The organism is Pseudomonas sp. MEJ086, assembly GCF_030209025.1.
In the GTDB taxonomy this organism is placed as follows: domain Bacteria; phylum Pseudomonadota; class Gammaproteobacteria; order Pseudomonadales; family Pseudomonadaceae; genus Aquipseudomonas; species Aquipseudomonas fulva_A.
The window spans coordinates 91,398-115,430 of record NZ_JARVSV010000023.1; the positions used below are offsets into that span (position 1 = coordinate 91,398).

Below are 24,033 nucleotides of genomic sequence, written 5' to 3' on the forward strand. Positions count from 1 at the left end.
GCAGAAGCACGATGGTCAACCATCGGCTTTGCACTATGACGCTACCGCGCCTTGGACAACGAACGGGTTCTCACGCCCGGTCGTGGGATTTACCACGACGGGCGCAGTCTAGCTCGTGGGTTTTAGGAGGGCAACATACGGAGGCGTAGTAGGGCATAGCGGCAGCAGAAGTGGTGGAGCCCAACATCATGATCGACCGCTTACGGCCAGAAGCGGCCAGTCAGATCATCCGATCTTCGATATCGCGTAGCTGTATTTGGAGTAAAGCACCAAGTCATATTTCGCCGCTGTAGGTGTCTCTGTGACGATCCCGCTCAGAACCGCGGCGATCAATCGACTATGCCCGTTGTTCATCGCAACGGGATAGATGAAGCCGGATGGGGAGTCGTGTTCACAGGCCCATTGCACTACTACCCCGACAGCTTCCTTGCCCATGCTTCGCCTTGGATCCCCAACTCCGGCGTTTTGTCATTAACATTGTGCTGGCCGACCAGCCCAAGAAAGCAAGCATCCTGCGGCCATCACTGCGATGGCTCATGGACGGCTTCCAACAACTATACTTCTATGCTGAGCGGTTTACTGGCATGTGGCCCACCACTGAGCGAGGCTTTTGTGAGCGAGTACGATTTTTCGCGGCTAAACGACAAAGAATTCGAAGTCTTTTGCGCTGACCTGCTGAGCGCAAGGGAAGGGGTCAGATTCGAAAGATTCAAGCCCGGACGTGACGCCGGAGTGGATGGTCGCTTTTTTAGGTCAGAGGGGGATGAGTGGATTCTCCAGTGTAAGCATTGGATTTCGACGCCGTTAGAAAAGCTCGTTAAATCTATTGCGGATTTTGAAAGCCTTAAAGTTCAGAAATTATCGCCAAGTCGATATATTTTAGCCTTGTCTCACTCGCTGTCACGTAATGATAAAAACATTTTGATGCAGAAGCTTTCGCCATTTGTTCTGTCTCCAGCAGATATACTGGGTCGAGAGGATTTGAGTGATATACTGGCGAAGCATCCAGATGTTGAAAGACGGCACTATAAGCTCTGGATTGCTAGCTCAAATGTTCTTGCGTATATGCTTAATAAGCCCATACATGACAGGAGCCAGTTTGAGCTTGGCGAGATAATTGAGGCCTCCAAGCTATATGTGGCTACAGTAAATCATAATCAAGCGATTGACAAACTGGAATCTACGAGTGTTGTGATCATCACAGGTCCAGCTGGCATTGGCAAGACAACGTTGGCTGGGCAGCTAATTTTGCAGTATGTCGCAGACGGCTTTGAGCTTTCGGTGATTTCTGATGATATTAGAGAGGCTGAGGGTGTCTTTGACCCTGACTCAAAGCAAATTTTCTATTTTGATGACTTCTTGGGCCGCAACTACCTAGAAGCGCTCTCTGGACATGAGGGCGCCAAGATTATGGGTTTTATTAGGCGTATAGTCAAAAACCCTAAAAAGCGCTTTGTATTGACATCTCGAACCACCATTCTAAATCAAGGAAAGATTTTAAACGATGTTTTTCATAACTCAAATGTAAATCGAAATGAGTTTGAGATTACACTTGAGTCTTTGGCGAAGATCGATAAGGCCCGAATTCTTTACAACCATATCTGGCATTCTGAAATGGATGGTGAATACGTCGAGCAACTGTACTCGCATAGGCGTTATCGAACCATTATTGATCATAGAAATTTTAATCCTCGGCTAATCCGATTTATTACCGATGTCCAGCGATTGGAGGATGTCCCGCCAGAGTCTTACTGGTCTCATATAACTGGTTTGCTAGATGATCCGTCTCAGGTCTGGGACCATCCATTTCAAGCGCAACTGGATGACTGTGGCCGTGCCCTGGTTTTGCTGGTCGCTATGAACGGGCGCCTGATTACTGAGCCTGAGCTTTCAGAGGCATTTGCGCGATATCTAGCGAACCCAGGAGCCGCTAGTCTTACTGGAAAAAAAGATTTTCTACTAAACCTCCGTCACCTATCTGGTTCGATGCTCACGAGATTTGTAGTAGGCGAAAGTCAGCCTTTTGTTCGGCTGTTTAACCCGTCTTTAGGTGACTTCGTACTCAACAGATATGCCAGTAATACTCCTGTTTTGCGACAGTGCTTTGGTAGCCTGAAGACACAATCTTCATTGAAGACGCTGAAGGATATGTTGGATAACAAGATAATCAATGACGGCGTGGCTACCGAAGTGATAGGTCATGTCTTTGCATCCGTTGCAGATATAAATTTTCTTGGGTCTAATGCCGAATTTGTAGCGCAGTTATGTATTGTAAGGTCTGAACTTGGTAAAAAATTTAACTCATCAGATCAAAGTCTCTCAAAAGCTATTGATTTTATCGCTGGTGAGAAATGTGGGGGATCCTTCTTAGCGTCAGCACGAGTGCTTTTGTGGGCACTGCGCAATGGCAGTGTTGATAAAATCGCTGTAGAAGCATTCTTGGAAGGGGCTTTTGCCAATGACCCAGGTTATGACGAATTACTGATTTTAGGTCAGCTAGTCAAATGCTTTGATGTTGTAGAGCATCAATCGCTTTACGATGCATATGACCAAGTCATCACAGAACACCTAATCGCGTCAGTTGAAGATGAGTTCCCAGATGCAGAGGTATTTTCTGATTGTAGTTCGCAATCAGCAGCGCGCAGAAAATTTATGGAGCTAATGGATGAAAAGGCTCTTGAGTTGGGAGCTAATGATTCATCCAGTGTGGCTGATAGTGTTGTAGGCTATGTTGATGTGGATAGATTTTACGATAAATATTTTTATGAAACAGAGCATGAGCCAGATTATGAATCTTACAGAGATCAACGCATGAGCTGGTCCGAGCGATCGTTTAGTGCTATCGATCCAATTGACGATCTTTTTTCCCGTGATTAAACGAACTTACCCTGGATGCATACTGCGAGATGAATCATCTGGTGGATTCCAGTATCCGGGAGAATCTGCGAGGCCACTTGGAAGAAATTTCTGGTTGAAATCGGACGTCGCCGAGAGGTCATTGGTGTCATCGAGAGCTTTGCGGCGGTCCCGAAATTCTTGTTCGGAGTGCTTGCATGACGACTCTGTCCAGTCGCATTTTTCGGTCTTACGAAACCAGCATGGACGCCTTCGAGCTACCCTTTGAATGCACGCCTTACACGCTGACGATGGCGTGGCATCCGAGGTGAATCGCCCTCGGTTTTCCAGACACATCCAAGGTCTGCAATTGGCCCAGAGTGTGTAAAAACGTCCGGACAAGCCCTTGCTATGATTTCCGAGAATCTCATCGCAAGGGAAACCCATGAAGCGGTTTATTCAGGGTGAACACCGAGGTCAAAGCACCTTACTTCCCGAAAGCCTCGACGACTACGTCAGCGATACCAACCCGGTACGCGTAGTTGATGTCTTCGTCGATGAACTTGACCTGGCTTCGCTAGGTTTTGATGGCGTCATTCCAGCCGAAACCGGCAGACCCGCATATCACCCCGCGATCCTGCTGAAGATCTATATCTACGGTTACCTAAACCGCATTCAATCAAGCCGGCGTCTTGAGCGAGAAGCGCAACGCAACGTCGAGCTGATGTGGTTAACCGGGCGCTTGATGCCCGACTTCAAGACCATCGCCAACTTCCGAAAAGACAACAGCAAAGCCATTCGTGGTGTCTGCCGTCAGTTCGTTGTGCTCTGCCAGCAGTTGGGGCTTTTTGGAGAAAACCTGGTCGCCATCGACGGCAGCAAGTTCAAGGCAGTGAACAACCGTGACCGCAACTTCACCAGCGCCAAACTGAAGCGCCGGATGGAAGAAATTGAGTCGAGCATCAGCCGTTACCTGGCCGCACTTGATGCGGCTGATCGGAAGGTGCCAACCGCCACGGAACCAGACGCTACGCGCCTGGAGGAGAAAATCGAAAACCTCAAAACTCAAATGAAAGAGCTTAAGGTGATCGAATCTCAGCTCAACGATTCGCCTGACAAACAGGTCTCACTGACCGACCCCGATGCCCGTTCGATGATGACGCGCGGCAACGGAATCGTCGGCTACAACGTGCAGACGGCGGTCGATACGCAGCACCATTTGATCGTTGCTCACGAGGTCACTAACAGCGGTTCCGACCGTGACCAACTCAGTTCAATGGCGAAGCAGGCTCGTGAAGCCATCGGCTCAGAAACGTTATCGGCAGTTGCTGACCGAGGCTACTTCAAAGGTGAAGAAATCCTGGCCTGTCACGACGCAAACATCACCGCCTACGTGCCTAAGCCAATGACTTCAAACGCCAAGGCTGATGGCCGATTCAACAAAGATTCCTTCGTGTATGACACGACGAAAAACGAATACACCTGCCCAGCGGGATAGGCACTTATCTGGCGTTTCTCCAGCGTTGAGAAGGGCATGAATATGCACTGCTACTGGAGTTCAAAATGCCAGAGTTGCAGGCTGAAAACCCAGTGCACTCCAAGCACAAATCGTCGATCAAAGCGCTGGGAACATGAAGCTGTGCTGGAGGAAATGCAACGCCGGTTGAACCAAGCACCGGAGATGATGCGGGTTCGAAAACGGACTGTTGAACATCCCTTCGGGACGCTCAAACAATGGATGGGTTCGACGCATTTCTTGACTCGTAGGCTCGTCGGGGTCAGCGCGGAGATGAGCCTGAATGTGCTCGCCTACAACATGAAACGGGTTATGAAAATCATCGGCACAGAAGGCTTGTTGAAGGCGATGGCGGCGTAAAAGCCCCGCCTTTCGCTGTCCCAGGAGGCGCTAACGCTCTTTATAAGCGCTCTGGAACGTTACCGGTGCTGATCGTGGCAAATGCTTGGGCAATCGCCTCGTCCAGGAGCGCTGGGCTGCGGCCCCCAAATCACGAAAGTGTTTTTACACACTCTGGGCCGGAAGCGGTCGCTCATAATAGGCTTATATCGGCTTATAAATGGGCTTTGTCAGAGCTGTGGCTTTTCCGCTGCACAGTTTCTCAGCTCAAATGTGTAACCGAGCTTCTCATCAGGAGTCGCAGCAGAAACCCTGTCTGCATCTACAAATGCAAAGACGGTGCCCTCTGCGCTATCTGCAAAGCAGTCGTGTTCTTTTAGATGAAAAACAGAGAAAACGATCAACTCGTTAGCCAGGCGGATGAGTCGCTTTTCCTTCTCGAAGGATGCCAAGGCGTTTATGGGAATCAGCGACGTGAATGCTAGCCCTACAAAGAGGGTGAAATAGATGAATTCCTTGCCGTTTCTTTTTTTGTTTGCCTGTGGAGCCGGGCCGCTGCCGTACATGACGAAACTGAGTTCCAGCAGGCGCCTGTCGGTGGAGGAGAGGGCGGAACCTGCCCATAGCAAAAGGGCAATGACATATAGCCCAAGCGAAATTACCGTGAAGACGAGCGTCCACCAGTACGCCGAAAGCAATATGGTCAGTACGCGCAATGCTGAAGGAAGCTCCGAACCTTTGACCTCAAGGTATTGAGCGATATGTGCGTCTGCATAAATGCTCGCCACCAGCACCACTAGCAGCGCCACTGAACTCGCTAGTACGTTGAAGACCTTAGGGCTCAACCGATAAATAATGGTGGCCCTTAGGGTGATGATGCTCAAAGCTAGTGTTGATGCGACAAGGGCAGACATAATCGGTCCGCCTGCCGCGACTGGGATTTTTTCACCCGATGCTAAGGTGTAGCCAGCGACCACCAAAAGTGCGGTCAAACTCATTAGTACTGCTGCTACACAGTAAGCTTCGGCGCTTAGTTTTTTTGTTTTAGTGGTCAGCCTGCTGTAAGGCGGATGTGAGACGTACCCGTATTTGACCGCTGCTTTCCCAAGCAAAGCACAGGCGGCTGGCAGGGCTACGAATAGCATTATCAGTACGTAAATTGTGGCCATGAAAATCCCTGTTTATGAGCCTGGAGCTGCTAGTCCGTTTGAGGGCCGCGATATTAGCGGTTGCGCCGACGTATTCCGAGCTTCTAGGTCAATCGTCGTTCGGCACCGCCCAGAAAGCTGCAGACCAAGGCCTGCGACAGCCTTATATTCAGACAGGATGTGATCATTCAATGCCTCAACTCTCCCAGCTCCGAAGCCCGGCAGCTGTTCAAGCGGCCCTGGATGAGTTCGTGCACATTGGTCGCACTAGATTCCTCGCACGCTACGGCTACGGGAAGTCTCGCGACTTTCTCGTGCGCGATCCAAAGACCGGAACAGACTGCGATTCCAAAGCGATCGCCGGCGTCGCCTACGGTCGACAGTTCCCTGAGCAAGGCCCCTTGTCAGCAGATAGCTTTTCCGGCGGTGAAGCGACGGTCGTGCCATTACTGACCGGCTTGGGTTTCACCATAATTCGCATTGGTGAAGACTGGTCAGAGGCCGAGGTGGAAGCCACTGTTCGCGACTACTTTGAGATGCTGCGGGCTGAAGCCGAAGGTATTGCCTTCAACAAGAGCGAGCACAATCAAACGCTGAGGCGTCTGTTGAGCGGCCGGAGTAAGTCGTCTGTTGAGCTCAAGCACCAGAATATAAGCGCTGTGCTCGATGCAATGGGGCTTCCCTACATCAACGGCTACAAGCCGAGGGGAAATAGCCAGCTATTGCTCCGTAAGTCGGTACAAGCGTACGTGCTCACAGAGCAGAAGGTGGTAGGGGCTATTGTCGATGCGCTTGAAGAGGTGAAACTCCCAGGTGAGAAGTCCTACCTTGCGGCCCTAGTCGCAGCCCCGACACGTGAGGAGTTAGTTCGCGGCCCTAGATCCACTCGGGATCGGCTGCCACGTAAGCTCGACTTTGCTGCTCGCGATGAAGCAAACCGCAAGTTAGGGCGGGCAGGGGAGCAATGGGTCATTGAGTTCGAGCAGCAGCGGCTGATCGACATGGGTAACCCTGAGCTATTCCAGCGCCTGGATTGGGTGTCTGATACTCGCGGTGACGGCGCAGGCTTCGATATCCTGTCGTTCGATAATGAGACGAATCACCGCTTTATTGAGGTCAAAACCACCAACGGTGGTCTCAGTTCCTCATTCCTTGTCAGCCACAACGAGCTGGAGTTCTCCAAGGAAGCCTGCGAGCAGTTCTATCTCTATCGGGTGTTTCAGTTCAGGGATGGTCCGCGCCTGTTCATGCTAAGCGGCGACCTGTCCCAGCATGTTCACCTGAAAGCCACTGACTATCGGGCAAGCTTTCGCGGCATCACCGGCTAGGCCGGTAGCGGGTTCTTTTTCAGATCAGCGGAAGAGCTCGTAGAACAGCATCATCTTCATCAGCCGGACTTGGCGGCGATCGCCTTGAGCTTCGACTCAAGGAAGTCAATCTGCTCGGTGTCACTAGGGTAGGACTGCTGCAGTATTTTCAGGGCTTTTGCATAGGAGGCACTCGCTTTAGGCGTATCACCCTGAGCCTCGTATACCCGTGCCAGGTTGGTGTAGCGCGACACCACTTTCGGGTGGCTCTCACCGAAGGTGGCGAGGTCACTGTTCAGCGCCTTGTTCAGCGACCGCTCCGCCTCGTCGTACCTGCCCAGGCCGCGCAAGGCGTCGCCCACATTGTTCCAACGGGCCGCAATGATCGGATGCTCTGGCCCGTACAGGCGCAGATCGATATCCAGCGCCTGCTCGAAAAGCGGCAGAGAGCGCTCATAGTCGCCCTTCAGGTTGTAGGCGTTACCTAGGTTATTTACCGCGATGGCAACCAAGTGATCATCCGGACCGAGCAAACGCTCTCTTAAGGTCAGATTTTTATTCAGGTATTCGAATGCCTCGTCATAGCGCCCCAATCGGCTAAGCGTCGTGCCGATGTTGTTGTAGCTATCGGCAGTGCGGAGATCCTTTTCGCCAAAAGCGGCCAGACGCATCTCCAGTGATTTCTTGTGGTAGCCCAGCGCTGCCTCGAAGTTGCGCTGTCGTTCGCTGAAGTAGCCGAGGTTATTCCAGTAATCGGACTGCTGAGCGATCGTTGCTTGCCCATTCTTGCTAGAGGCCTCTAGGGCCTGGGACACCAGGCGGATTGCTGTCTCGTCGTCGCCCAGAACGGAAACCGACAGCGCTTTGATATTCAGGGCCTGGCTGTCATCCGGCTGCTTTTCCAGCACCCGGTCTGCCTCCTGGATCGATGCCTGATATTGCTCCGCTTCAAAAAGGCTCACCGCTTTGTCAACTGAGCCGGCCAGAGCGGCCTGGAAGCCGAACACCATGAAGAGCAATGACCAGGGAAGCAGCTTGTCTCGAATGCGCATAGGGAGTCTCGTGGAGTGAGGCGACAGATTATCGCCGAGGCGAGGATCGGTACATCTCCATCACCATCTCAGCTATATCAATGCCGCCACGGCATAGCAATGGAGGTCTCGACGCAGAAGGGAAGGGCTTAAAAGGCTTGTCGTAAGAATGACCTTCTACATTTTTGATTGCTACAACCTGCACATTTCACGCTAGCCGCAGCAACTACTGATGGCCTGGAGTAAGCAATATCCGGCTCCCGCGTGGGAGCGCGAACTTAACAAGCCAACGGGCGAGGGCGTCGCAATTCTGAAGCTCTCAAACCTGAGTGTGGCCGTTGGCCGGGGGCGAGGAGCTAGCGGCTGGGCATGCTTGTACGGTGTGTTTTGGACCAACACTTCAAACACTGGGGACTGGCCGATTCTTTCGACGAACAGGTCGACGAAAGCCCAGGCCCGCATAATTCGAGTGATTAGGAATTGACAGAAATATCTACCTTTCCGGTTAAGTTCTAGCAAGGGCCGCCGACAGGTTGTTGAGGGCAGGCAATACCAATCAGATAGCAAAGGAACGCCACACTGCATCGCTCGCAACGCTGTCTGAAGCGCAAATCAATGTGTTTCATGTGCAATTGCGTACTCATGTCATTTCAGAAATATTGTGTTGCAACCTTTTCAGGAAAGGGCTGTCTCACGCGTACCACCAATAATGGCTTATTGCCATCTCGATGGTCGGCGCCAAATGCGCTGTATCTAGGCACGAGCACGAAGGCTGCTTGCAAAACGAGCCGCTACGAGCGCCACAAAACACTAAGCCGATCCACGAGATCTGTGAGAAAACATGAATATCCTTGCTCCTGCCATGCACCTGACCAGTCGGTTGCGCTTTCCTGTCAAGTTCGCGGTTCTCGCTGTAATCGTGCTCTTTCCGCTGAGTCTGTTGGGCTTACGGGTGATCAATCAGATCAACGCCAGCATCGACAATATCCGCAGCGAGCAGGTCGGTCAGCGCTACCTGCTTGACGTCACACCCGTATTGCGCCTATCAATGCTGCAGCGCGCTCTAACGAACCGCCTTCTCAGCGGCGATCCAACGGCCCAGGGTGATCTAGCCGCCAACCAGGCGAAGCTGCAGGAGGCGTTTACCAAGCTTGAGGCTACCGACCGCGAGTTGGGCGTTGCACTAGAAACCGGTGACCGCGTGACGCGTTTGCGTATGGACACCCAGCAGCTGATCGAGCAGGCCAAGGGCAGTGCTGAGCAGACGGCTATTTTCGACGCTTGGAACGAGCAAGTCGGCAAGGCGCTGAATTTCGTTTATCTGATCAGCGCCACATCGGGAATGGTGCTGGACGAGGACTATGACTCGCTGTTCATGATCGACCAGAGCACCCTGCGTCTACCACGGCAGATCAACGTTGTCGGCCAGTTGCGTGGGCTGGCCAGCGGGCTGCGGGAAGGACAGCCGCTTGGCGCTGGTACACGCTCGTCGCTGCGGGTATTGCTCAAGCAGGAAATGCAGATACGCCAAGAGCTGCTGCAAAGTTTGGCGCTGCTGCGCCGCAAAGATACTGCGCTGAGCGATAGGCTGCAGGCGCCCATCAACAGTGCACTGCAGGCCCTAGACAGCTTCCGGATGGATCTTGCTCGTGTGCTGGATGACACAGGCGCCACCATCACTCGCGTGCAGGGGCTGGCGGCCAAAGGCAACGCTGTAGTGGCCGATCTGTATAAGGCTCAGGATGTGTTGCAGGAAGAGTTGACCAGCGCCCTGGATTATCGAGCTCAAGAGCGGATGTCCGAGCGAGCGTTGATCATGGGGATGTTCGTATGCATGGGGCTGCTGCTGGCCTACGTGTTCGCTGGAATCTACAGCTCGATGCGCAATGCCATCGACCAAGTGCTCGATGCCACTCGGCTGATCGCACAGGGTGACCTCACCGCTCAGGTGCAGGTGCACGGAAAAGATGAAATGGCCGACGTCAGCACCGGTTTCAACCTCATGGTGCAAGCATTCCGCGCGTCCCTGACGCAGGTGGAGCAAAGCTCCCATGCGGTGTCCGATGCTTCGGTTCGCTTGGGTGCTTCCATTGACCGTGCCAAACAGTCGATGAACAGCCAGCAGGGTGAGACTGAACAGGTGGCCACGGCCATTAACGAGATGACCGCGAGCGTTGCCGACGTAGCGCAAAACACCGAGGGAGCTGCGCGGGCTGCCGAGCAGGCCAGCCAGGCGTCAAGCAATGGGCTTGCAGTGATGCAGAACACACGCATGACTATCGAGGCGCTGGCTAGCGAAGTGGAACTGAGCGCGCAGAAGGTTTCAGCGCTTGCTGTGCACAGCCAGGAAATCGGTGGGGTCATCGAAGTGATCCGCAATATTGCTGATCAGACCAACCTGCTGGCCCTGAACGCCGCCATCGAAGCCGCCCGTGCTGGTGAGCAGGGGCGTGGCTTTGCCGTAGTGGCCGATGAGGTACGCACCCTGGCTTCGCGTACCCAGGGCTCGACCGAGGAAATCCGGCGCATCATTCAGGAGCTGCAGCTTGCCATGTCGGCTGCCGTTGAGCAGATGAAGACCGGCCAGGACAAGGCGCAGGCGTGTATGCAATCTGCGGGTGAGGCCGCCAAAAGCCTGGGCGCGATCAATGAAGAGGTCGAGCAGATCGTTGGTATGAATACCCAGATCGCCAGTGCTGCCGTACAGCAGCATGCCGTCTCCGAGGACATTAACCGTAACGTCATCGAAATTCGTAATGGCAGCGAAGTGTTAATGGAAGGCATTGAGCAGAACGCCCAAACTGCTGATGAGCTATCGCGACTGGCAGGTGAGCTGCGCACGGTGGTGTCGCGCTTTAAGATTTGAAAGTTTTGATTAGCCACCTCCAGGCGCTGCTGTTCATCGCTCGGCAGTAAATCCGCTCCACAAGCTGCTCTAAAGGACTACGTAGGATAAGCTTCCGTTCGTATCAACCATGAAGCGGTGAAATGAACGATGGGTTTTGAGCAATTAGCTGAGCTGCGTGACCGTCTGCGGGCTGAAAAAGAGCCGAAGACGGATGGCGCCAAGCAGCGCAAGCGGGCGCCTTCCGCGCAAGCGAAGCCTCGTGAGCAAGATCCTGCAGTAGAAGCGATCTGGCGACTGCAGAAGCATTTTCCATTGGCGTTTCCGGTCAATCCGGCCCCCAAGGTTCCGCTGAAAGAGGGCATCCTCAAGGACGCGGAACAACACCTTGAGCTGCTCGGCGTCTCCAGCGAACAGCTCAAACTGGGGCTCGCTTCCTGGTGCCGCGGAAGTCGCTACTGGGCGAGCATGACGGAGAATGCGCCGCGCCTGGATCTGAATGGACAAGCCGTCGGTGCGGTAACAGCGATCCAGGCGCTGCATGCAAAGCAGCAAGCCAAGAAGCAGCGAGTGCAGGCACGGCGTGCCCAGGGTGAGCGCCCGGCCAAGACCAATGCTGAGTAATACACTTCAACGGACGGACAATGCTTATCGTATTCAGCGGCCTTCCTGGCACCGGAAAAACCACGATCGCCAAGGGGCTCGTCGATAAGATAGGTGCTCTCTACCTGCGGATCGATACGATTGAGCAAGCGATACGAAACTCCGGCGCGCTTGCTCAAGATGTGGGGCGCAGTGGTTACATGGTCGCTAATGAGCTTGCGCTGAGTAATCTTAATCTCGGGCGTACAGTCATCGTTGATTGTGTAAATCCAGTGGTCGAAAGCCGAATGGCCTGGAGCGAAATCGCCTCAAGGGCTGGTACTCGGTTGATAAATATTGAAGTGATTTGCTCGGATAAAGATGAACATCAGCGTCGTGTAGAAACAAGGCTGAGTGATGTTCCCGGGCTCACTCCACCAACCTGGCAATCTGTGTTGGATCACGAATATGAAGCGTGGGCCGAAGCACCGTTTTCGATAGACACGGCGCTGACTTCACCGGTGCAAGCAGTATCGATGATCACCAAACGCCTGCTGTAGCGTCCTCTATGCACAAGGCGGCAGGGGGATCACTGGATGCTTACTGCTCAGTCGAAGTATCCCCGCATCGATATCACGTTTGGACAACGCCGCCGACGTAGATCCGGCAACCCTGCACCCCTAGATACACCAGCTCAGCTGCGCAGCGGAGGTAGTCCTTCTATCTGACGCCGACGCTCACTCAGGCAAGACAAATCAGCCCTGTGTGATCCCTTTAGGCTTCCGAGGTATCACTCAAACGGCCCATGCAAGCATCCAGAAGTGTGTGCAGTTCGGCAACACGCTCCTGGCCAAGAAGTTCGTTGAGGGCTGTCTGAGCTGATTTCCACGCGCGTTGGGCTTCGGCCCGCTTGGCTATACCGGCCTCAGTTGCCTGAATCAGATGGCTGCGCGCATCAGGGCCTGCCTCAGAGGTCAGAAGCCCCAGGCTTGCTAAGGGGCGCAGGTTGCGCGTGAGGGTGGAGGCATCCATGTGCATGTGGCGAGCTAAGTCGACAGGCCGAACAGGACCGAGTTTGACCACGTGCGAGAGCAAGGCGTACTGGGTGTTTTTTAGCCCTGTCTTACCAAGATACTGGTCGTAGTGACGCGTCACCACACGATCAAGTTGGCGCAGCTTCAGATTGGTACAGCCCTGTGGTTTGCTGACGTTTTCCATGATATATGTTGTACCTGCAACTGTTGTGGCTACAATCATAAGCCGTTGGGAGCGACAGATGGAAGTAGATGAGATTCTCGACCAGTGGCGTGCAGATGAGCAGGCTGTCAGGTCTACTCTTGGTGCGCCTGGTGTTGCATCGGCGAGTGAGGTCGCCGGTAAGTCCGGAATGGAGTTTTTCGAGGCCGTCTTCGCTGGCGTGCTTCCTCAACCACCCATAGGACAGACACTCGACTTCGTGCCGGTCCACATGGAACCAGGTTTGGCCATATTCCAAGGCCGTCCGCAGCGCCATCACTATAATCCCATGGGGACAGTGCACGGCGGCTGGTTCGCGGCCATGCTCGACTCTGCGGTTGGTTGTGCGGTTCACTCCACGCTTGTGGCGGGTAAAAGCTTTACCACGCTGGAGCTTAAAGTGAACATGGTGCGGCCATTGAGCGACGCCGTACCGCTGGTACGCGCCGAGGGCAGGTTGATTCATACGGGGCGTCAGGTAGCAACAGCTGAAGGGCGCATTATCGATGCGAGCGGTAAGTTGTACGCTCATGCGACCACGACCTGCCTAATTTTTGATGTTCCCACACCTCGAGATGGGGCCAATGCTCAAAACTGACTTCGCCTCGCCGGGGCGTTGAGATCCATTGCTGGAAAATCAAGCACCGGGGTGAGCACTTCCAGCACGCCGAACCACCGAGTTGGCGCGAAGAAGATTGGACTGCTGCCCCTGTTATTTTGGCTAACTATCAGACGCGATTTACTACGCCCGTACTACGAGCGAGTTGATAGTGGCGGATGTAGCAGAGCAGGGTGGTCAGAGATTTTGATTGTTTGACGTGACAGCTATCACGCCGATGTCAGGTCTGGTGTAGAGCGTAGTGAGCCAGAGATCGATTCGCCGTAATCGTAGCGTCATGCCAGCTTGTTTTGTCTCAAGAACTCAGTAGGTAGACAGGTTTACTGTTACGGTCTTTTCCGTAAGGAGCTTCTCTTGAAAAACTATGACGTAATCGTTATCGGTGCAGGGCCTGGCGGCTATAACGCAGCAATCCACGCAGGCCAGCGCGGATTGAAAGTTGCATGTATTGAAGGTCGCGAAACGTTGGGCGGCACCTGTTTGAATGTCGGTTGCATCCCCTCAAAAGCGTTGTTACATGCTTCCGAACTCTATGAAGCTGCCGCCGGTAAAGAATTCAAAACGCTTGGAATTGAGGTGACTCCGACGCTGAATCTTGGACAGATGATGGCGCAAAAAAGCGAGAGTGTTGCAACCTTGACCAAGGGTATCGAGTTCTTGTTTCGTAAGTACAAGGTCGAATGGGTCAAAGGGTGGGGGCGTCTTGCCGGGCCTGGAAAGGTTATTGTCATGGATCTGTCTGGGGTTGAAACCGAGCTGACAGCCAAGGACATCATTATCGCCACCGGCTCCGAGCCAATGTCGCTGCCAGGTGTGACAATCGATAATAAACGTGTGCTGGATTCTACTGGAGCCCTCTCGCTGAGTGAGGTGCCCAAACATCTCGTCGTTATCGGTGCGGGTGTTATCGGTCTAGAGCTGGGTTCAGTATGGCGTCGTCTCGGTGCAAAAGTGACGGTAGTGGAGTTTCTTGATCACATTGCCCACGGTACTGATGTTGAGAGCGGAAAGACTCTGCTTCGCTCGCTCTCACGCCAGGGTATTACGTTCAAGCTCAGCTCTAAAGTCACCTCGATCGAGTCCGACGAATCCGGCGTGAGGCTGAATGTGGAGCCGGCTGCAGGAGGCCAGAGCGAGCTTGTAGAGGCGGACTATGTACTGGTGTCGATCGGTCGCCGTCCCGTTAGCAAAGGCTTGGGATTGGAAAGTGTAGGCCTTCATACAAACGATCGCGGAGTTTTGGAAAACAAGAGTCTTCGCACCGCTGCGGAGGGTGTCTGGGTTATCGGCGATGTAACCTCTGGAGCGATGCTCGCGCATAAGGCGGAAGAGGAAGCGATGGTTTGTGTTGAACTTATCGTGAATAAGAAGCCGATGCTCGACTACAACCTCATTCCCAGCGTCATTTACACAAGGCCTGAGCTGGCCAGTGTGGGTAAAACGGAAGAGCAACTTCAATCAGAGGGGCGTAAGTATAAAGTCGGAAAGTTCCCGTTCAGTGCCAACAGTCGCGCTAAGGTGAACCATGAGTCCGATGGATTTGCCAAGGTCTTGGCAGATGAGGTGACTGACGAAATTCTCGGCGTACATTTAGTTGGGCCAAGCGTAAGTGAAATGATTGGCGAGTACTGCGTCGCCATGGAATTCAGGGCTTCAGCAGAAGACATCGCGCTGACCAGCCATCCTCACCCCACGCGCTCTGAAGCTTTGCGCCAAGCCGCGATGGGCGTTGGCGGACATATGACTCAGGCTTAATACATGGAGTTGAGTGGGGCAGGTCAAAGCTTAGGTATCCGTAACGCGGAGGTTTAGGCATGATCTGCCTAGACGATATGACTGTAAATCTTGCCTTTCCCACCTCGTTTGGCAGCATGCAGGGCTGTGTATGCTGCCAAAACTAGCTCAGCACTGCTATCGACACTGTTCCCATCAAAAGTAGATACGCCAATGCTGACGGTCAGGTGTTCTCCAGTTGGTGTGGTTTTTTATTTGCAACGACTGGATGGCTTCCAAAGCGCGTTTTGCGACGTCCAGAGCATTCGCCAGCTTGGTCTGCGGCAACAAAATCGCGAATTCCTCGCCGCCGTATCGAGCAGCCAGATTTGAAGCGCGATGAACGCTGACCCTCGGGGCTTTGGCCACGAGCATCAGCCACTCGTCACCCTGGAGGTGACCTTGCGTGGCGTTCAATATTTTAAAGCGGCCAATGTCGATCAATAAGGTGGAGTACACACTGACAGATATGCGCATGGGCAAGGGGCTTGGATTCCCGATGGCAGCGCTTATTAAGTGGGCACTCAAGCCTCGCGCCGTTGATCCATCAGACCGAAACAAAACCAAGTTTGGGATGCCTTTATGTAATCAGCAGTAACAAAGAGGCAGTGAAAATGGACGTCCCGCAGTTAGTCGTCGAATTTTTACAAGAACGCGCCAGCATATTAACAACTGCCGAGTCTTGTACAGGAGGGCGCATTGCCGCACTGCTTACTGAAGCGTCTGGCTGCGGAACCTGTCTAGATTGCGGCTATGTGGTGTATTCACCCTCTGCAAAAGCTCGAGAGCTAGGGGTCAGCCAACTAACCATGAAAACGTTTGGGCTGACCAGCGAAGAGGTGGTAGTGGAAATGGCGAAGGGTGCGCTGACGAACAGCGTTGCCAATGTTGCTGTAGCCACTACCGGGGTCATCGGCGACGAAGCGATGGACGGCGTGCCGCCCGGTACGGTTTGGTTCGCCTGGGCGTTTCAATATGAAGGCAACACCCGGTTCGTCACCCGACAACAGCGCTTTTTAGGCAGTCGTAAAGAGGTTCAACTAAACAGCGCCCTTTACGCGCTCGAGGGAATTCTTCGGTGGCATCCTTGAGCAAGTGCAAAGCCGGCGAATAGGTCGACGTGCAGATTACATTGCAGCCTGGCTGCTTGATTGATGCCTCGTCGGGCATCCACACCCCCCCAGCTCTGGGCGAAAAACTCCTCGAACAGTCGGTGGGGCCTCCTTCAACGAGTCAAGTGAGCGTTTTCTCGGAATGGTTTTGCTGAGCTCTCGCAAGCAGTACTACCGCTACTCCAATGGGTTGAACTTCATCTCGGCGAGCTGCTTCCTAATTTTAACGTCGGCGCTCCGCAGCGATGGCTCAAGTGATTGCGGTGGCGCCTGACGGCTCAATGATGAACCCGCTCGAAGGAGTATGTAATGACTCGCAACCAGCAAAATCAATACGCTATGCAAAACCCCCTCACTCAATACCCACAACCCGAGTTCCCCTCCCAGAAACAACCAGAGCCAGGCCTCGGCCAACGGATGGTGCCGGAGCCAGACCACGGTGAGCAGAGCTACGTGGGCTTTGGTCGTTTGGTCGGTCGCAAGGCTCTGATCACTGGAGCGGATTCTGGAATTGGGCGCGCTGCTGCGATCGCCTATGCCCGTGAAGGTGCAGATATTGTGTTGAATTATCTGCCGGAGGAAGAGGCTGATGCCTTGCAGGTTGTGGAGCTCATCGAGGCGGAAGGGCGGCGCGCCGTTGCTTTACCCGGGGATCTCAAGGACGAGGCCTTCTGCACTTCATTGGTCGCGAATGCGGTTGAGGCCCTTGGCGGTTTGGACATTCTCGTCAATGTCGCAGGCAAGCAAATAGCCCAGCATCATATTAAAGACCTGACCACGCAGCAGTTCGATGACACCTTCAAGACCAACGTTTATGCGATGTTCTGGCTGTGCAAGGCTGCCGTCCCGCATATGCCCGCCGGCGCCACGATCATCAACACCGCCTCGATTCAGTCCTACGACCCTTCCAAAACGCTGCTCGACTACGCATCCACCAAGGCCGCTATCGTCGCATTCACAAAAGCCCTGGCCGGCCAGGTGATCGACCAGGGCATTCGGGTCAATGCCGTGGCCCCTGGGCCGATCTGGACAGTGTTGCAGCCTACCGCTGGTCAACCCGCCGAGAAGATTCCCACGTTTGGTTCGCAGACGCCCATGAAGCGACCTGGCCAGCCTGCGGAATGCGCCTCCTTGTATGTCCTGCTCGCTTCACAGGAATCGAGCTACATCACTGGCGAGGTATTTGGTGTAACGGGCGGCAATCCTCTTCCTTAACTACACCTCGCACTCTCTTACACGGATGCGGCATTCCCTGAGTTCTGGGCTGAAAATGCATGTGTTGGATTGACGAAAACCCCGCCTCGCCATCCAGCTGCTGGATGGGCGAGGCAGGTATCGCTCGAACACTGTACTTACTGGCTGTGCTCCGAACTGTCATAGCCTCGAAGGCAGGGCCGCTTTTATATAGACCGTACGGCGCATTACAGGTGACAGCCTCAAAGGGCTAGCAATACTGAGCTGCTCCACTGCCCGCGCGTCATCACGGCTGATGATCCAGTCGCTGGGTGGTAGGTGAAGGGGCCTTCGCTATCTAGTTCTGACCAGAGGGTGTTGTAGCCAGTGCCGCGCTGGTGGTGAAATTCTAGGGGCGCACCTGCTCACCATTTGCCCTGGGCCAACACGTGTAGCAGATGACTCCATGGATGATTCTGACTCGCTCGCTTAAAGCGATTCCAGAACCTTGGCCTCGGTAATTAGTCGCTCGCGGATCTGATTGAGCACCCGGTAAACGGCCTCACGCTCATCATGGGAAAACCCCTCATGTGAGAGATCTGCTTCGCTCGGTGGGGCGCTATTAATCAGCGCAGCTGCGTACCTGCTCGCGAAGGCTTGAATCTTCGGATTATCCACGATGCATCTCTGATCCAATCGGTAAAATAGCAATCTAGACCATGCTGACTGCCCCTGCTACAAGCTGATTACTTACATGCGATGCCTGATGAAAGAGGCGCTCCTAAGAGCGCCTCTTTACTGTCTTACTGCGAACTTACTGCTTTGAGCTCTGGCTTGGTCGCATCACCAATCTCGATGCGCCGAGGCTTGGCCTCCTCCGGCACAACACGCAGCAGGTTAACGCTGAGCAATCCGTTGCTGAGTGACGCGCCCTGGACTTCGATGTGATCGGCTAGGCGGAAAGACAACTGGAACGCCCTCTGTGCGATTCCCTGATAGAGGTAGGTCACATTCGTCTCGCTTTCGCGCTTACCGCCGGCGACGGTTAAAACGCCTTTCTCAACTTGAATATCCATATCAGCCTCAGTCAAACCAGCGGCAGCAATGACAATTCGGTATTCGTCATCGCCATGCTTTTCGACGTTGTGAGGAGGATAGGCATTCCCGGCCTCAGTACGGAGCGCCGATTCGAAAAGGTCGTTAAAACGATCAAAGCCTACAGACTGGCGGAACAGTGGGGCCAGCGAAAGGGTATTAGCCATTGCGTAATCTCCTGAGATTTCTCCAAGTGATTTACACACGACCCGATTTCGGCATCGCGTAAGGCGAATTTAGGTGCGGATCACTGGGTTTCAAGAGGCGCTGCCAAATTTTTTAAGCAATCAACGAGTGTTTCAGAAACGCATGTTTGGGCGTTGCGGGAGTTGACCCTGGCAGGGTCGCAGCAAGCGGTACTAGAAAGGTAGGCGAACCTAGAATTGCTACTCATCCGCCATGACTCTTCCACAGGGTAGGTCAGTCACGCGCCACAAGTCTGATGAGATGCTGAGACGTTGTAAGGGTCTCAATCCATTTGATGGAGAATCGCCACTCCAGAACAAAAGCCGACTGTGATCATGATCAATAATGCGAAAGCGAGGAACAACATGGATGTGAACATCGACTGAGCCTTCTTCTCAGAGAAGCCCGAAAGGGCATGTATGAGATAGAAGGCTCAGATCCGAGAAATGTTCAGGTAAATTGCCGTACCGAGTTTCGATCGCCAGCAGTAGTTGTCAGAAACTGACAGCTGATGATCTGTAGGAATTGGCCTGACGCCGTTTCCACATGGTTTTAGCTGCGGTCGGATTGACTGGCGCGCCGGTAAAGGTTGGAAGACTGCGGTGAACCCATTGCGCTCCAGCCCCCTTCCAACTGACCTCGCCACTCACCAGCTTGCGATCACGTTGGATTTCACGCAGTAGACTTCTCAGCCCTTCCTCAATAACAGACTGCGGCTCAACAGCTTTCATAAAAACGGCTTCGCCATTCCTGCTCAACGTCACCAATAGCTTGCCGTCGGGGCGCTTAGCGATTTTCACGTCATGTCCAGGCAGATTGTCAGTCAGAAATTGAGCGGCGTGATCCATGTCCGATTCCCTCTGTAAGGTTGGTGATGTACCACCTATTTAGCAGAGAGCATGCCAAAAATATAAATAGTTTAAGCTATTGATCTATAAGGAAATAAAAAGATTTACTGTGTTGCCGATCTTGCATGATGCAAGGGTGGGTGCGAATTTGCCATGCAGGATGCAATGTGTCCTAAACAAGCAAATTTCGCACCTTTCATCTGGCTTGATATTTATCTAATCCGGCGTTTCCGCAGGCTTTCGTTTAGGACTGTGCATACCGCCTTTTCGCCCAGCCTCTCTGGCCTTCTCCCGATTATTGGCGAAGTTACCTCCGCTGTTAGAGCCGCCTTTTTTGCCTGCGGCAGAGGCTCTTTCACGGTCATTTGCAAAGTTGCCAGAGTTGGTACTAGCCATTTCCCTAATCCCTCGATGGATGCGCCATAAGAAGTTGCGACACAGATATTGGAAGAGGCGTTGCTATCCATGGTTCGAAAGTAGCGACCAGCGGATGCTGGCAAAATGGCTGATTGAGTAAGGGGGCAAACGCCTTTGAACAGGCGCCTGCAGCGCACTTGGCGATCACCCGCGACTCACACAATTCAGCAGCGTTAAAGCAGCGGGTTGCTGATCTCCTGTATGAGCTCCACGCCGTGGTTGTTCACGTTGCCAACTGCCTTGCCAACCGGAAACCACTCGAACTCAGTGACCGGCGTCTCGTGGTGTCTTGCCAAATCCTCTGCGAGCTCTGGCAGTAGCCCATGCTCAAGCCATTCCCTCGCGACATCAGGACGAAGCACAACGGGCCGACGGTCGTGGATGTCGATCATGCCCACATCACTCGCAGCTGTGATCAAGGCAAATCCACCGTCCTCATGCGCCGTCGAGGGGAGGTCGGCTATCGCTGCAAAGAACATCGGTTCCTTGCTCTTCAACCGGATCAGGTAGGGCTGTTTCAGCTTTTTATCAATGGGGTGCTTCTTCCATTCGTACCAACCATCTGAGGGCACTATCACACGGCCCTTTTTCCAGATCGCTCCCCAGAACCTACTCGTGCTGGCTGTCTCGATCCTGGCGCAGGTCGCCGCCGGACGCTTACCGTCTGCCCAGTGTGGCGCGTAGCCCCAGCGAACGGGAAGGGCATGCGTCCCATGTTCGTTTTGGTGGAGAACCATCACCCGAGACTGCGGTGCAACGTTGTAGCGCTCAAGGGGGTGGTTCGACCAATCCCCCTCAAGCAGGCCGAGCTGCAGGGCCTTTGCGTACTCATCAACGGTTCGGTACTGGGTGAATCGTCCACACATAAAACCCTCCGGTCGTCAGATGGCCATCATGATCCTTTGACCGCGAGCTAACTGATTTGGTATCTGTATATACATACAGTATGCTTTCAGGTCTCTCTCATGGGCAACGCAACTATTCTTGGCCCGCTGGGCAGCTCCGATATCGAGCTGCCCTTTTTTTCTTTCCGCGTTCCTGCCGGCTTTCCGAGCCCCGCGCAAGATCACATCGAGAAGAAGATCTCGCTGGATGAGCTTCTTAACGTCTTTGCGCCTCAGTCCTACTACGTACGAGTCGTGGGCGACAGCATGATCGGCGTCGGCCTATTCGATGATGATGTGGTGATCGTCGATCGCTCGCTCGAAGCGGTTTCCGGCGACGTCATCATCGGCGCGATCGACAACGACCCACTGGTAAAGACCTACACCCGGGAAGGCAACCAGGTGATTCTCCGATCAGAGAATCCAGCTTATGCGCCGCGGTACGTGCTTGAGGGTGAGCAGTTCGAGGTGTGGGGCGTCGTAAAAGGTGGGCTGCGCATGTTCCGCGGTCATGCTTGAGCCTGTCGTCGCGCTGATTGACTGCAACTCGTTCTATTGCAGTTGTGAGCGTGTATTCCGCCCCGATCTTCGGCGAGTCCCGCTGGTGGTACTCAGCAACAACGACGGCTGCGTGATCGCCAGGTCTGCCGATGCCAAGCCCTTTGTGAAAATGGGTGAGCCGTACCACCTGGTGGAAAAGGTGTTGCGAGAGCATGGCATTTTGGCTTTCAGTTCTAACTACGCGTTGTACGGCGATATGTCGGAGCGGGTGATGGCTGTGATAGAGGGCATGGTCTCTGCTGTGGAGGTTTATAGCATCGATGAGGCCTTTGCTGACCTGACCGGGATGCCTGGAAACCTCGAGCAGCTCGGCCGCGATATCCGCACACGCGTCCTGAAATGGACGGGCATACCCACTGGGGTCGGCATCGCCAATACGAAAACCTTGGCAAAGCTGGCCAATCACGCTGCAAAGAAGTGGCAGAAGCAGACCGGCGGTGTGGTCGACCTGCGCGATCCGGTGCGGCGCGACAAGGTTCTGCGGGTTCTGCCTGTGAGCGAGGTGTGGGGTGTCGGCCACCGCATGACCGAGCACCTCAACGCCCAAGGTATCAACACAGCATGGGATCTCGCTCAGGCCGACGCCTGGACGTTACGCAAGCAGTTCAGTGTCGTGATCGAGAAGACTGCCCGCGAGCTGCGCGGCACGCCTTGCCTGGAGCTTGAGGAGGCAGCGCCGCCTAAACAGGAAATATGCTCGAGCAGAATGTTTGGCAAGCGCCTGCAGGACATCGAATCGATTCGCCAGGCCGTGGCCACCTATACCGCAATCGCGTGCGAGAAGCTGAGGGCGCAACAGTCCGTGTGCCGCCAGATCCGCGTTGGTGTGCGCACAGGCATGCACAATCCTGACGAGGCGAAGTACGCCAAGGGTGTTGCAGTGCAGCTGCCCTGGGCGACAGACGACACGCGGATGATTACTCACTACGCCATGCATGCGCTGGAGCAGGCGTATCGCGCCGGGTATTCGTACAGCAAGGCGGAGGTAATGCTGCTTGATCTATGCCAGCGCACCGAAATCACGGGCGACCTGTTCGCACCTCAACAACCCGTTGAGTCAACGAGGGTGATGGCCGTACTCGATGAGATCAACGCAAAGTGGGGCAGGGGAACGCTACGTCCTGGACGTGTAGAGCTACAACCTGAATGGGGGATGAAACGAGAGATGCTCAGCCCGAGCTATACGACGCGACTTGATCAGCTTTGGACTGTCGGATGCAAATGAGTACAGATCGCAAATCGTCGTTGCATTTGCTGTTGCCACTGCTACGATCTCGACAGAAAACCCTACTTTTGGAAAGGACTCCTAACGAATGATGTCACCGCTTGAATTTCGCCAAATTGTTGAGTCGGCGTTCCTACCGATGAAGTGCACCTGCAGCGTAGCGCCTGATGATTCAGTGACGATTCAAATTCGGGATCCTGCTACAGAGGCTGTGCTGCTGAATGTCGCGGGCCTGAAGCGCTCCGAACTGGGCTCATCACGAGCAATATCCAAGATTGTTCTGCAGATTCGCCAAGACTTGGCTGCGCTGCAGATGGCGTCTCCGATCTGCCGGCGGCAGATGTAGCCAAATAGCGATGCGCGATCCGCAAGCCATGATGGCCAAACAGCACTCACGATACTAAGTCTGGCCAGTACTACAATTGAAATTGCTTAATCGTGTCCAAACTGGTCAATCAAACCCAGACGTGGAACATGTGTGTTAGGCGCCAGTATCGCACCGGGAGCAATCACTGCATTTGCCCCAATTTTACAGCGGTCGCCTACTAAAGCACCGAATTTTTTGACACCCGTCTCGATCACGCTGTCTAAATAACGGATTTTAATATCCGCACCATCCAACTCGTTACGGTAGTTGGCAATGATTGCACCTGCTTCAATATTTACGTTTTCGCCAATCAGTGAATCGCCGACAAAGTTAAAATGTGCAAGCTTGCTTCCAGCAAGCATGAAGCTGCTTTTGACTTCGCAGCTAGGGCCAACAATGCAGTTATTTCCCAGGTAAACTCCGCCACGCAGATAAGCTCCCGCCGCCACAAATGATCCCTCACCGATGATGATTGCGCCCTTCAGTACAGCCCCTTGCTCTACAACGGCAGTCTCGTGTATGGCACAGTTTCCATGGCGTCGGTAACCCGCTCCAAGGCCAGCCATCAAGGCTAAGACTTGGTTTTCGCAGTCTTCAGAAACCAGCCAGGCGTAGGAGGGGGCCAAACCTAGCGAGGGCCACTTTGCTATAAAGGTACTGATCTCAGGTAGCTTCATAAACTGTTCCAGTCTAGATAAAGTTCGGGTATCCATCGTGCGATACGACTATGGAATTCGCTGAGAATTCAGGACTGTGCAAGGGCTTTGTTGATCTGAGTAGATGACTGCGCTCGGCGGATGGACGAACCTCATTCGAGTGACAGAATAGGTAACATCAGCCAAGTTGGGGATTAATTGCGTACGAAGCAATTGGCTGCCAACTGCAAAAAAGCGAGTGGTGCGCGATGGTAAAGTCCGCATTACAATCAGGAAAA

Annotated in this window: 20 protein-coding genes and 3 pseudogenes; 14 read left to right on the top strand and 9 right to left on the bottom strand. The window is 53.7% G+C overall.

Annotated elements, in window-relative coordinates; genetic code table 11:
- The first annotated feature begins 339 nt into the window (after nt 1-339).
- Both QRN22_RS14980 and QRN22_RS14985 read left to right on the top strand, forming a co-directional pair.
- A complete protein-coding gene (locus QRN22_RS14980) occupies nt 340-2,877 on the top strand; it encodes an nSTAND3 domain-containing NTPase (protein WP_231570164.1) in 2,538 nt (845 codons plus the stop codon).
- 403 nt (nt 2,878-3,280) lie between these two features.
- Nucleotides 3,281-4,711: pseudogene (locus tag QRN22_RS14985) on the top strand (IS1182 family transposase).
- Nucleotides 4,712-4,920: 209 nt separating this feature from the next.
- Here the strand turns inward: QRN22_RS14985 and QRN22_RS14990 are convergent.
- Nucleotides 4,921-5,859 carry a hypothetical protein gene (locus QRN22_RS14990; protein ID WP_156152672.1) on the bottom strand — a complete coding sequence of 313 codons (939 nt, stop codon included), beginning with the start codon at nt 5,857-5,859 and terminating at the stop codon, nt 4,921-4,923.
- A gap of 14 nt (nt 5,860-5,873) precedes the next feature.
- On the opposite strand from QRN22_RS14990, the gene QRN22_RS14995 reads away from it, so the two are divergent.
- A complete protein-coding gene (locus QRN22_RS14995) occupies nt 5,874-7,166 on the top strand; it encodes a protein NO VEIN domain-containing protein (RefSeq protein ID WP_502945149.1) in 1,293 nt (430 codons plus the stop codon).
- 59 nt (nt 7,167-7,225) lie between these two features.
- Here the strand turns inward: QRN22_RS14995 and QRN22_RS15000 are convergent, their stop codons facing one another.
- Nucleotides 7,226-8,197 carry a tetratricopeptide repeat protein gene (locus QRN22_RS15000; RefSeq protein ID WP_042552968.1) on the bottom strand — a complete coding sequence of 324 codons (972 nt, stop codon included), beginning with the start codon at nt 8,195-8,197 and terminating at the stop codon, nt 7,226-7,228.
- A gap of 1,858 nt (nt 8,198-10,055) precedes the next feature.
- Here QRN22_RS15000 and QRN22_RS26665 point away from each other — a divergent pair.
- The 4 genes and pseudogenes from QRN22_RS26665 to QRN22_RS15015 form a co-directional block, all read left to right on the top strand.
- Nucleotides 10,056-10,184 (top strand): annotated as a pseudogene (locus QRN22_RS26665) (HAMP domain-containing protein); the annotation flags it as partial.
- 153 nt (nt 10,185-10,337) lie between these two features.
- The gene (locus QRN22_RS26670) at nt 10,338-11,042 is read left to right on the top strand and encodes a methyl-accepting chemotaxis protein (RefSeq protein ID WP_502945151.1); all 705 of its coding nucleotides are present in this window, start codon (nt 10,338-10,340) and stop codon (nt 11,040-11,042) included.
- Between the two features lie 129 nt (nt 11,043-11,171).
- Nucleotides 11,172-11,645, top strand: a complete 474-nt coding sequence (locus tag QRN22_RS15010; RefSeq protein WP_042552966.1) for a ProQ/FinO family protein — start codon at nt 11,172-11,174, stop codon at nt 11,643-11,645.
- Nucleotides 11,646-11,665: 20 nt separating this feature from the next.
- Nucleotides 11,666-12,163 carry a P-loop nucleotide/nucleoside kinase family protein gene (locus QRN22_RS15015; RefSeq protein ID WP_042552965.1) on the top strand — a complete coding sequence of 166 codons (498 nt, stop codon included), beginning with the start codon at nt 11,666-11,668 and terminating at the stop codon, nt 12,161-12,163.
- A gap of 214 nt (nt 12,164-12,377) precedes the next feature.
- Here QRN22_RS15015 and QRN22_RS15020 read toward each other — a convergent pair whose 3' ends face one another.
- Nucleotides 12,378-12,821 (bottom strand): MarR family winged helix-turn-helix transcriptional regulator, encoded by a 444-nt coding sequence (locus QRN22_RS15020; RefSeq protein ID WP_042552964.1) that lies wholly within the window; start codon nt 12,819-12,821, stop codon nt 12,378-12,380.
- A gap of 58 nt (nt 12,822-12,879) precedes the next feature.
- Between QRN22_RS15020 and QRN22_RS15025 the strand changes: the two genes are divergently transcribed.
- Nucleotides 12,880-13,437, top strand: a complete 558-nt coding sequence (locus QRN22_RS15025) for a PaaI family thioesterase (protein WP_042552963.1) — start codon at nt 12,880-12,882, stop codon at nt 13,435-13,437.
- Nucleotides 13,438-13,812: 375 nt separating this feature from the next.
- Nucleotides 13,813-15,213: a dihydrolipoyl dehydrogenase gene (gene lpdA / locus QRN22_RS15030; protein ID WP_042552962.1), complete on the top strand. Its 1,401-nt coding sequence runs from the start codon at nt 13,813-13,815 to the stop codon at nt 15,211-15,213.
- A 174-nt stretch (nt 15,214-15,387) separates the two neighbouring features.
- Here the strand turns inward: lpdA and QRN22_RS15035 are convergent, their stop codons facing one another.
- Nucleotides 15,388-15,708 (bottom strand): diguanylate cyclase, encoded by a 321-nt coding sequence (locus QRN22_RS15035; protein WP_042552961.1) that lies wholly within the window; start codon nt 15,706-15,708, stop codon nt 15,388-15,390.
- Nucleotides 15,709-15,845: 137 nt separating this feature from the next.
- Between QRN22_RS15035 and QRN22_RS15040 the strand changes: the two genes are divergently transcribed.
- On the top strand, nt 15,846-16,322 hold the full coding sequence (locus QRN22_RS15040; RefSeq protein WP_042552960.1) for a CinA family protein: 477 nt from the start codon (nt 15,846-15,848) through the stop codon (nt 16,320-16,322).
- Nucleotides 16,323-16,652: 330 nt separating this feature from the next.
- Nucleotides 16,653-17,558, top strand: a complete 906-nt coding sequence (locus QRN22_RS15045; RefSeq protein ID WP_042552959.1) for an SDR family oxidoreductase — start codon at nt 16,653-16,655, stop codon at nt 17,556-17,558.
- 761 nt (nt 17,559-18,319) lie between these two features.
- Here QRN22_RS15045 and QRN22_RS15050 read toward each other — a convergent pair.
- From QRN22_RS15050 to QRN22_RS15065, 4 genes and pseudogenes are all read right to left on the bottom strand, one after another.
- A complete protein-coding gene (locus QRN22_RS15050) occupies nt 18,320-18,778 on the bottom strand; it encodes an Hsp20 family protein (protein WP_042552958.1) in 459 nt (152 codons plus the stop codon).
- A 513-nt stretch (nt 18,779-19,291) separates the two neighbouring features.
- A complete protein-coding gene (locus QRN22_RS15055; protein WP_042552957.1) occupies nt 19,292-19,645 on the bottom strand; it encodes a hypothetical protein in 354 nt (117 codons plus the stop codon).
- A gap of 216 nt (nt 19,646-19,861) precedes the next feature.
- Nucleotides 19,862-20,026: pseudogene (locus tag QRN22_RS15060) on the bottom strand (con-10 family general stress protein); the annotation flags it as partial.
- Nucleotides 20,027-20,235: 209 nt separating this feature from the next.
- Nucleotides 20,236-20,928 (bottom strand): SOS response-associated peptidase family protein, encoded by a 693-nt coding sequence (locus QRN22_RS15065; RefSeq protein WP_042552956.1) that lies wholly within the window; start codon nt 20,926-20,928, stop codon nt 20,236-20,238.
- Nucleotides 20,929-21,027: 99 nt separating this feature from the next.
- On the opposite strand from QRN22_RS15065, the gene QRN22_RS15070 reads away from it, so the two are divergent.
- The 3 genes from QRN22_RS15070 (at nt 21,028) to QRN22_RS15080 (ending at nt 23,078) form a co-directional block, all read left to right on the top strand.
- Complete coding sequence (locus QRN22_RS15070; protein ID WP_042552955.1) at nt 21,028-21,465, top strand: LexA family protein; 438 nt, start codon at nt 21,028-21,030, stop codon at nt 21,463-21,465.
- Nucleotides 21,458-22,732, top strand: a complete 1,275-nt coding sequence (gene umuC / locus QRN22_RS15075) for a translesion error-prone DNA polymerase V subunit UmuC (protein ID WP_042552954.1) — start codon at nt 21,458-21,460, stop codon at nt 22,730-22,732. Before QRN22_RS15070 ends, umuC begins: the two co-directional genes overlap by 8 nt.
- Before the next feature lie 88 nt (nt 22,733-22,820).
- The gene (locus tag QRN22_RS15080) at nt 22,821-23,078 is read left to right on the top strand and encodes a DUF1652 domain-containing protein (protein ID WP_042552953.1); all 258 of its coding nucleotides are present in this window, start codon (nt 22,821-22,823) and stop codon (nt 23,076-23,078) included.
- A gap of 86 nt (nt 23,079-23,164) precedes the next feature.
- On the opposite strand, the gene QRN22_RS15085 is transcribed toward QRN22_RS15080, so the two are convergent.
- A complete protein-coding gene (locus tag QRN22_RS15085; RefSeq protein ID WP_042552952.1) occupies nt 23,165-23,776 on the bottom strand; it encodes a DapH/DapD/GlmU-related protein in 612 nt (203 codons plus the stop codon).
- Nucleotides 23,777-24,033 lie beyond the last annotated feature (257 nt).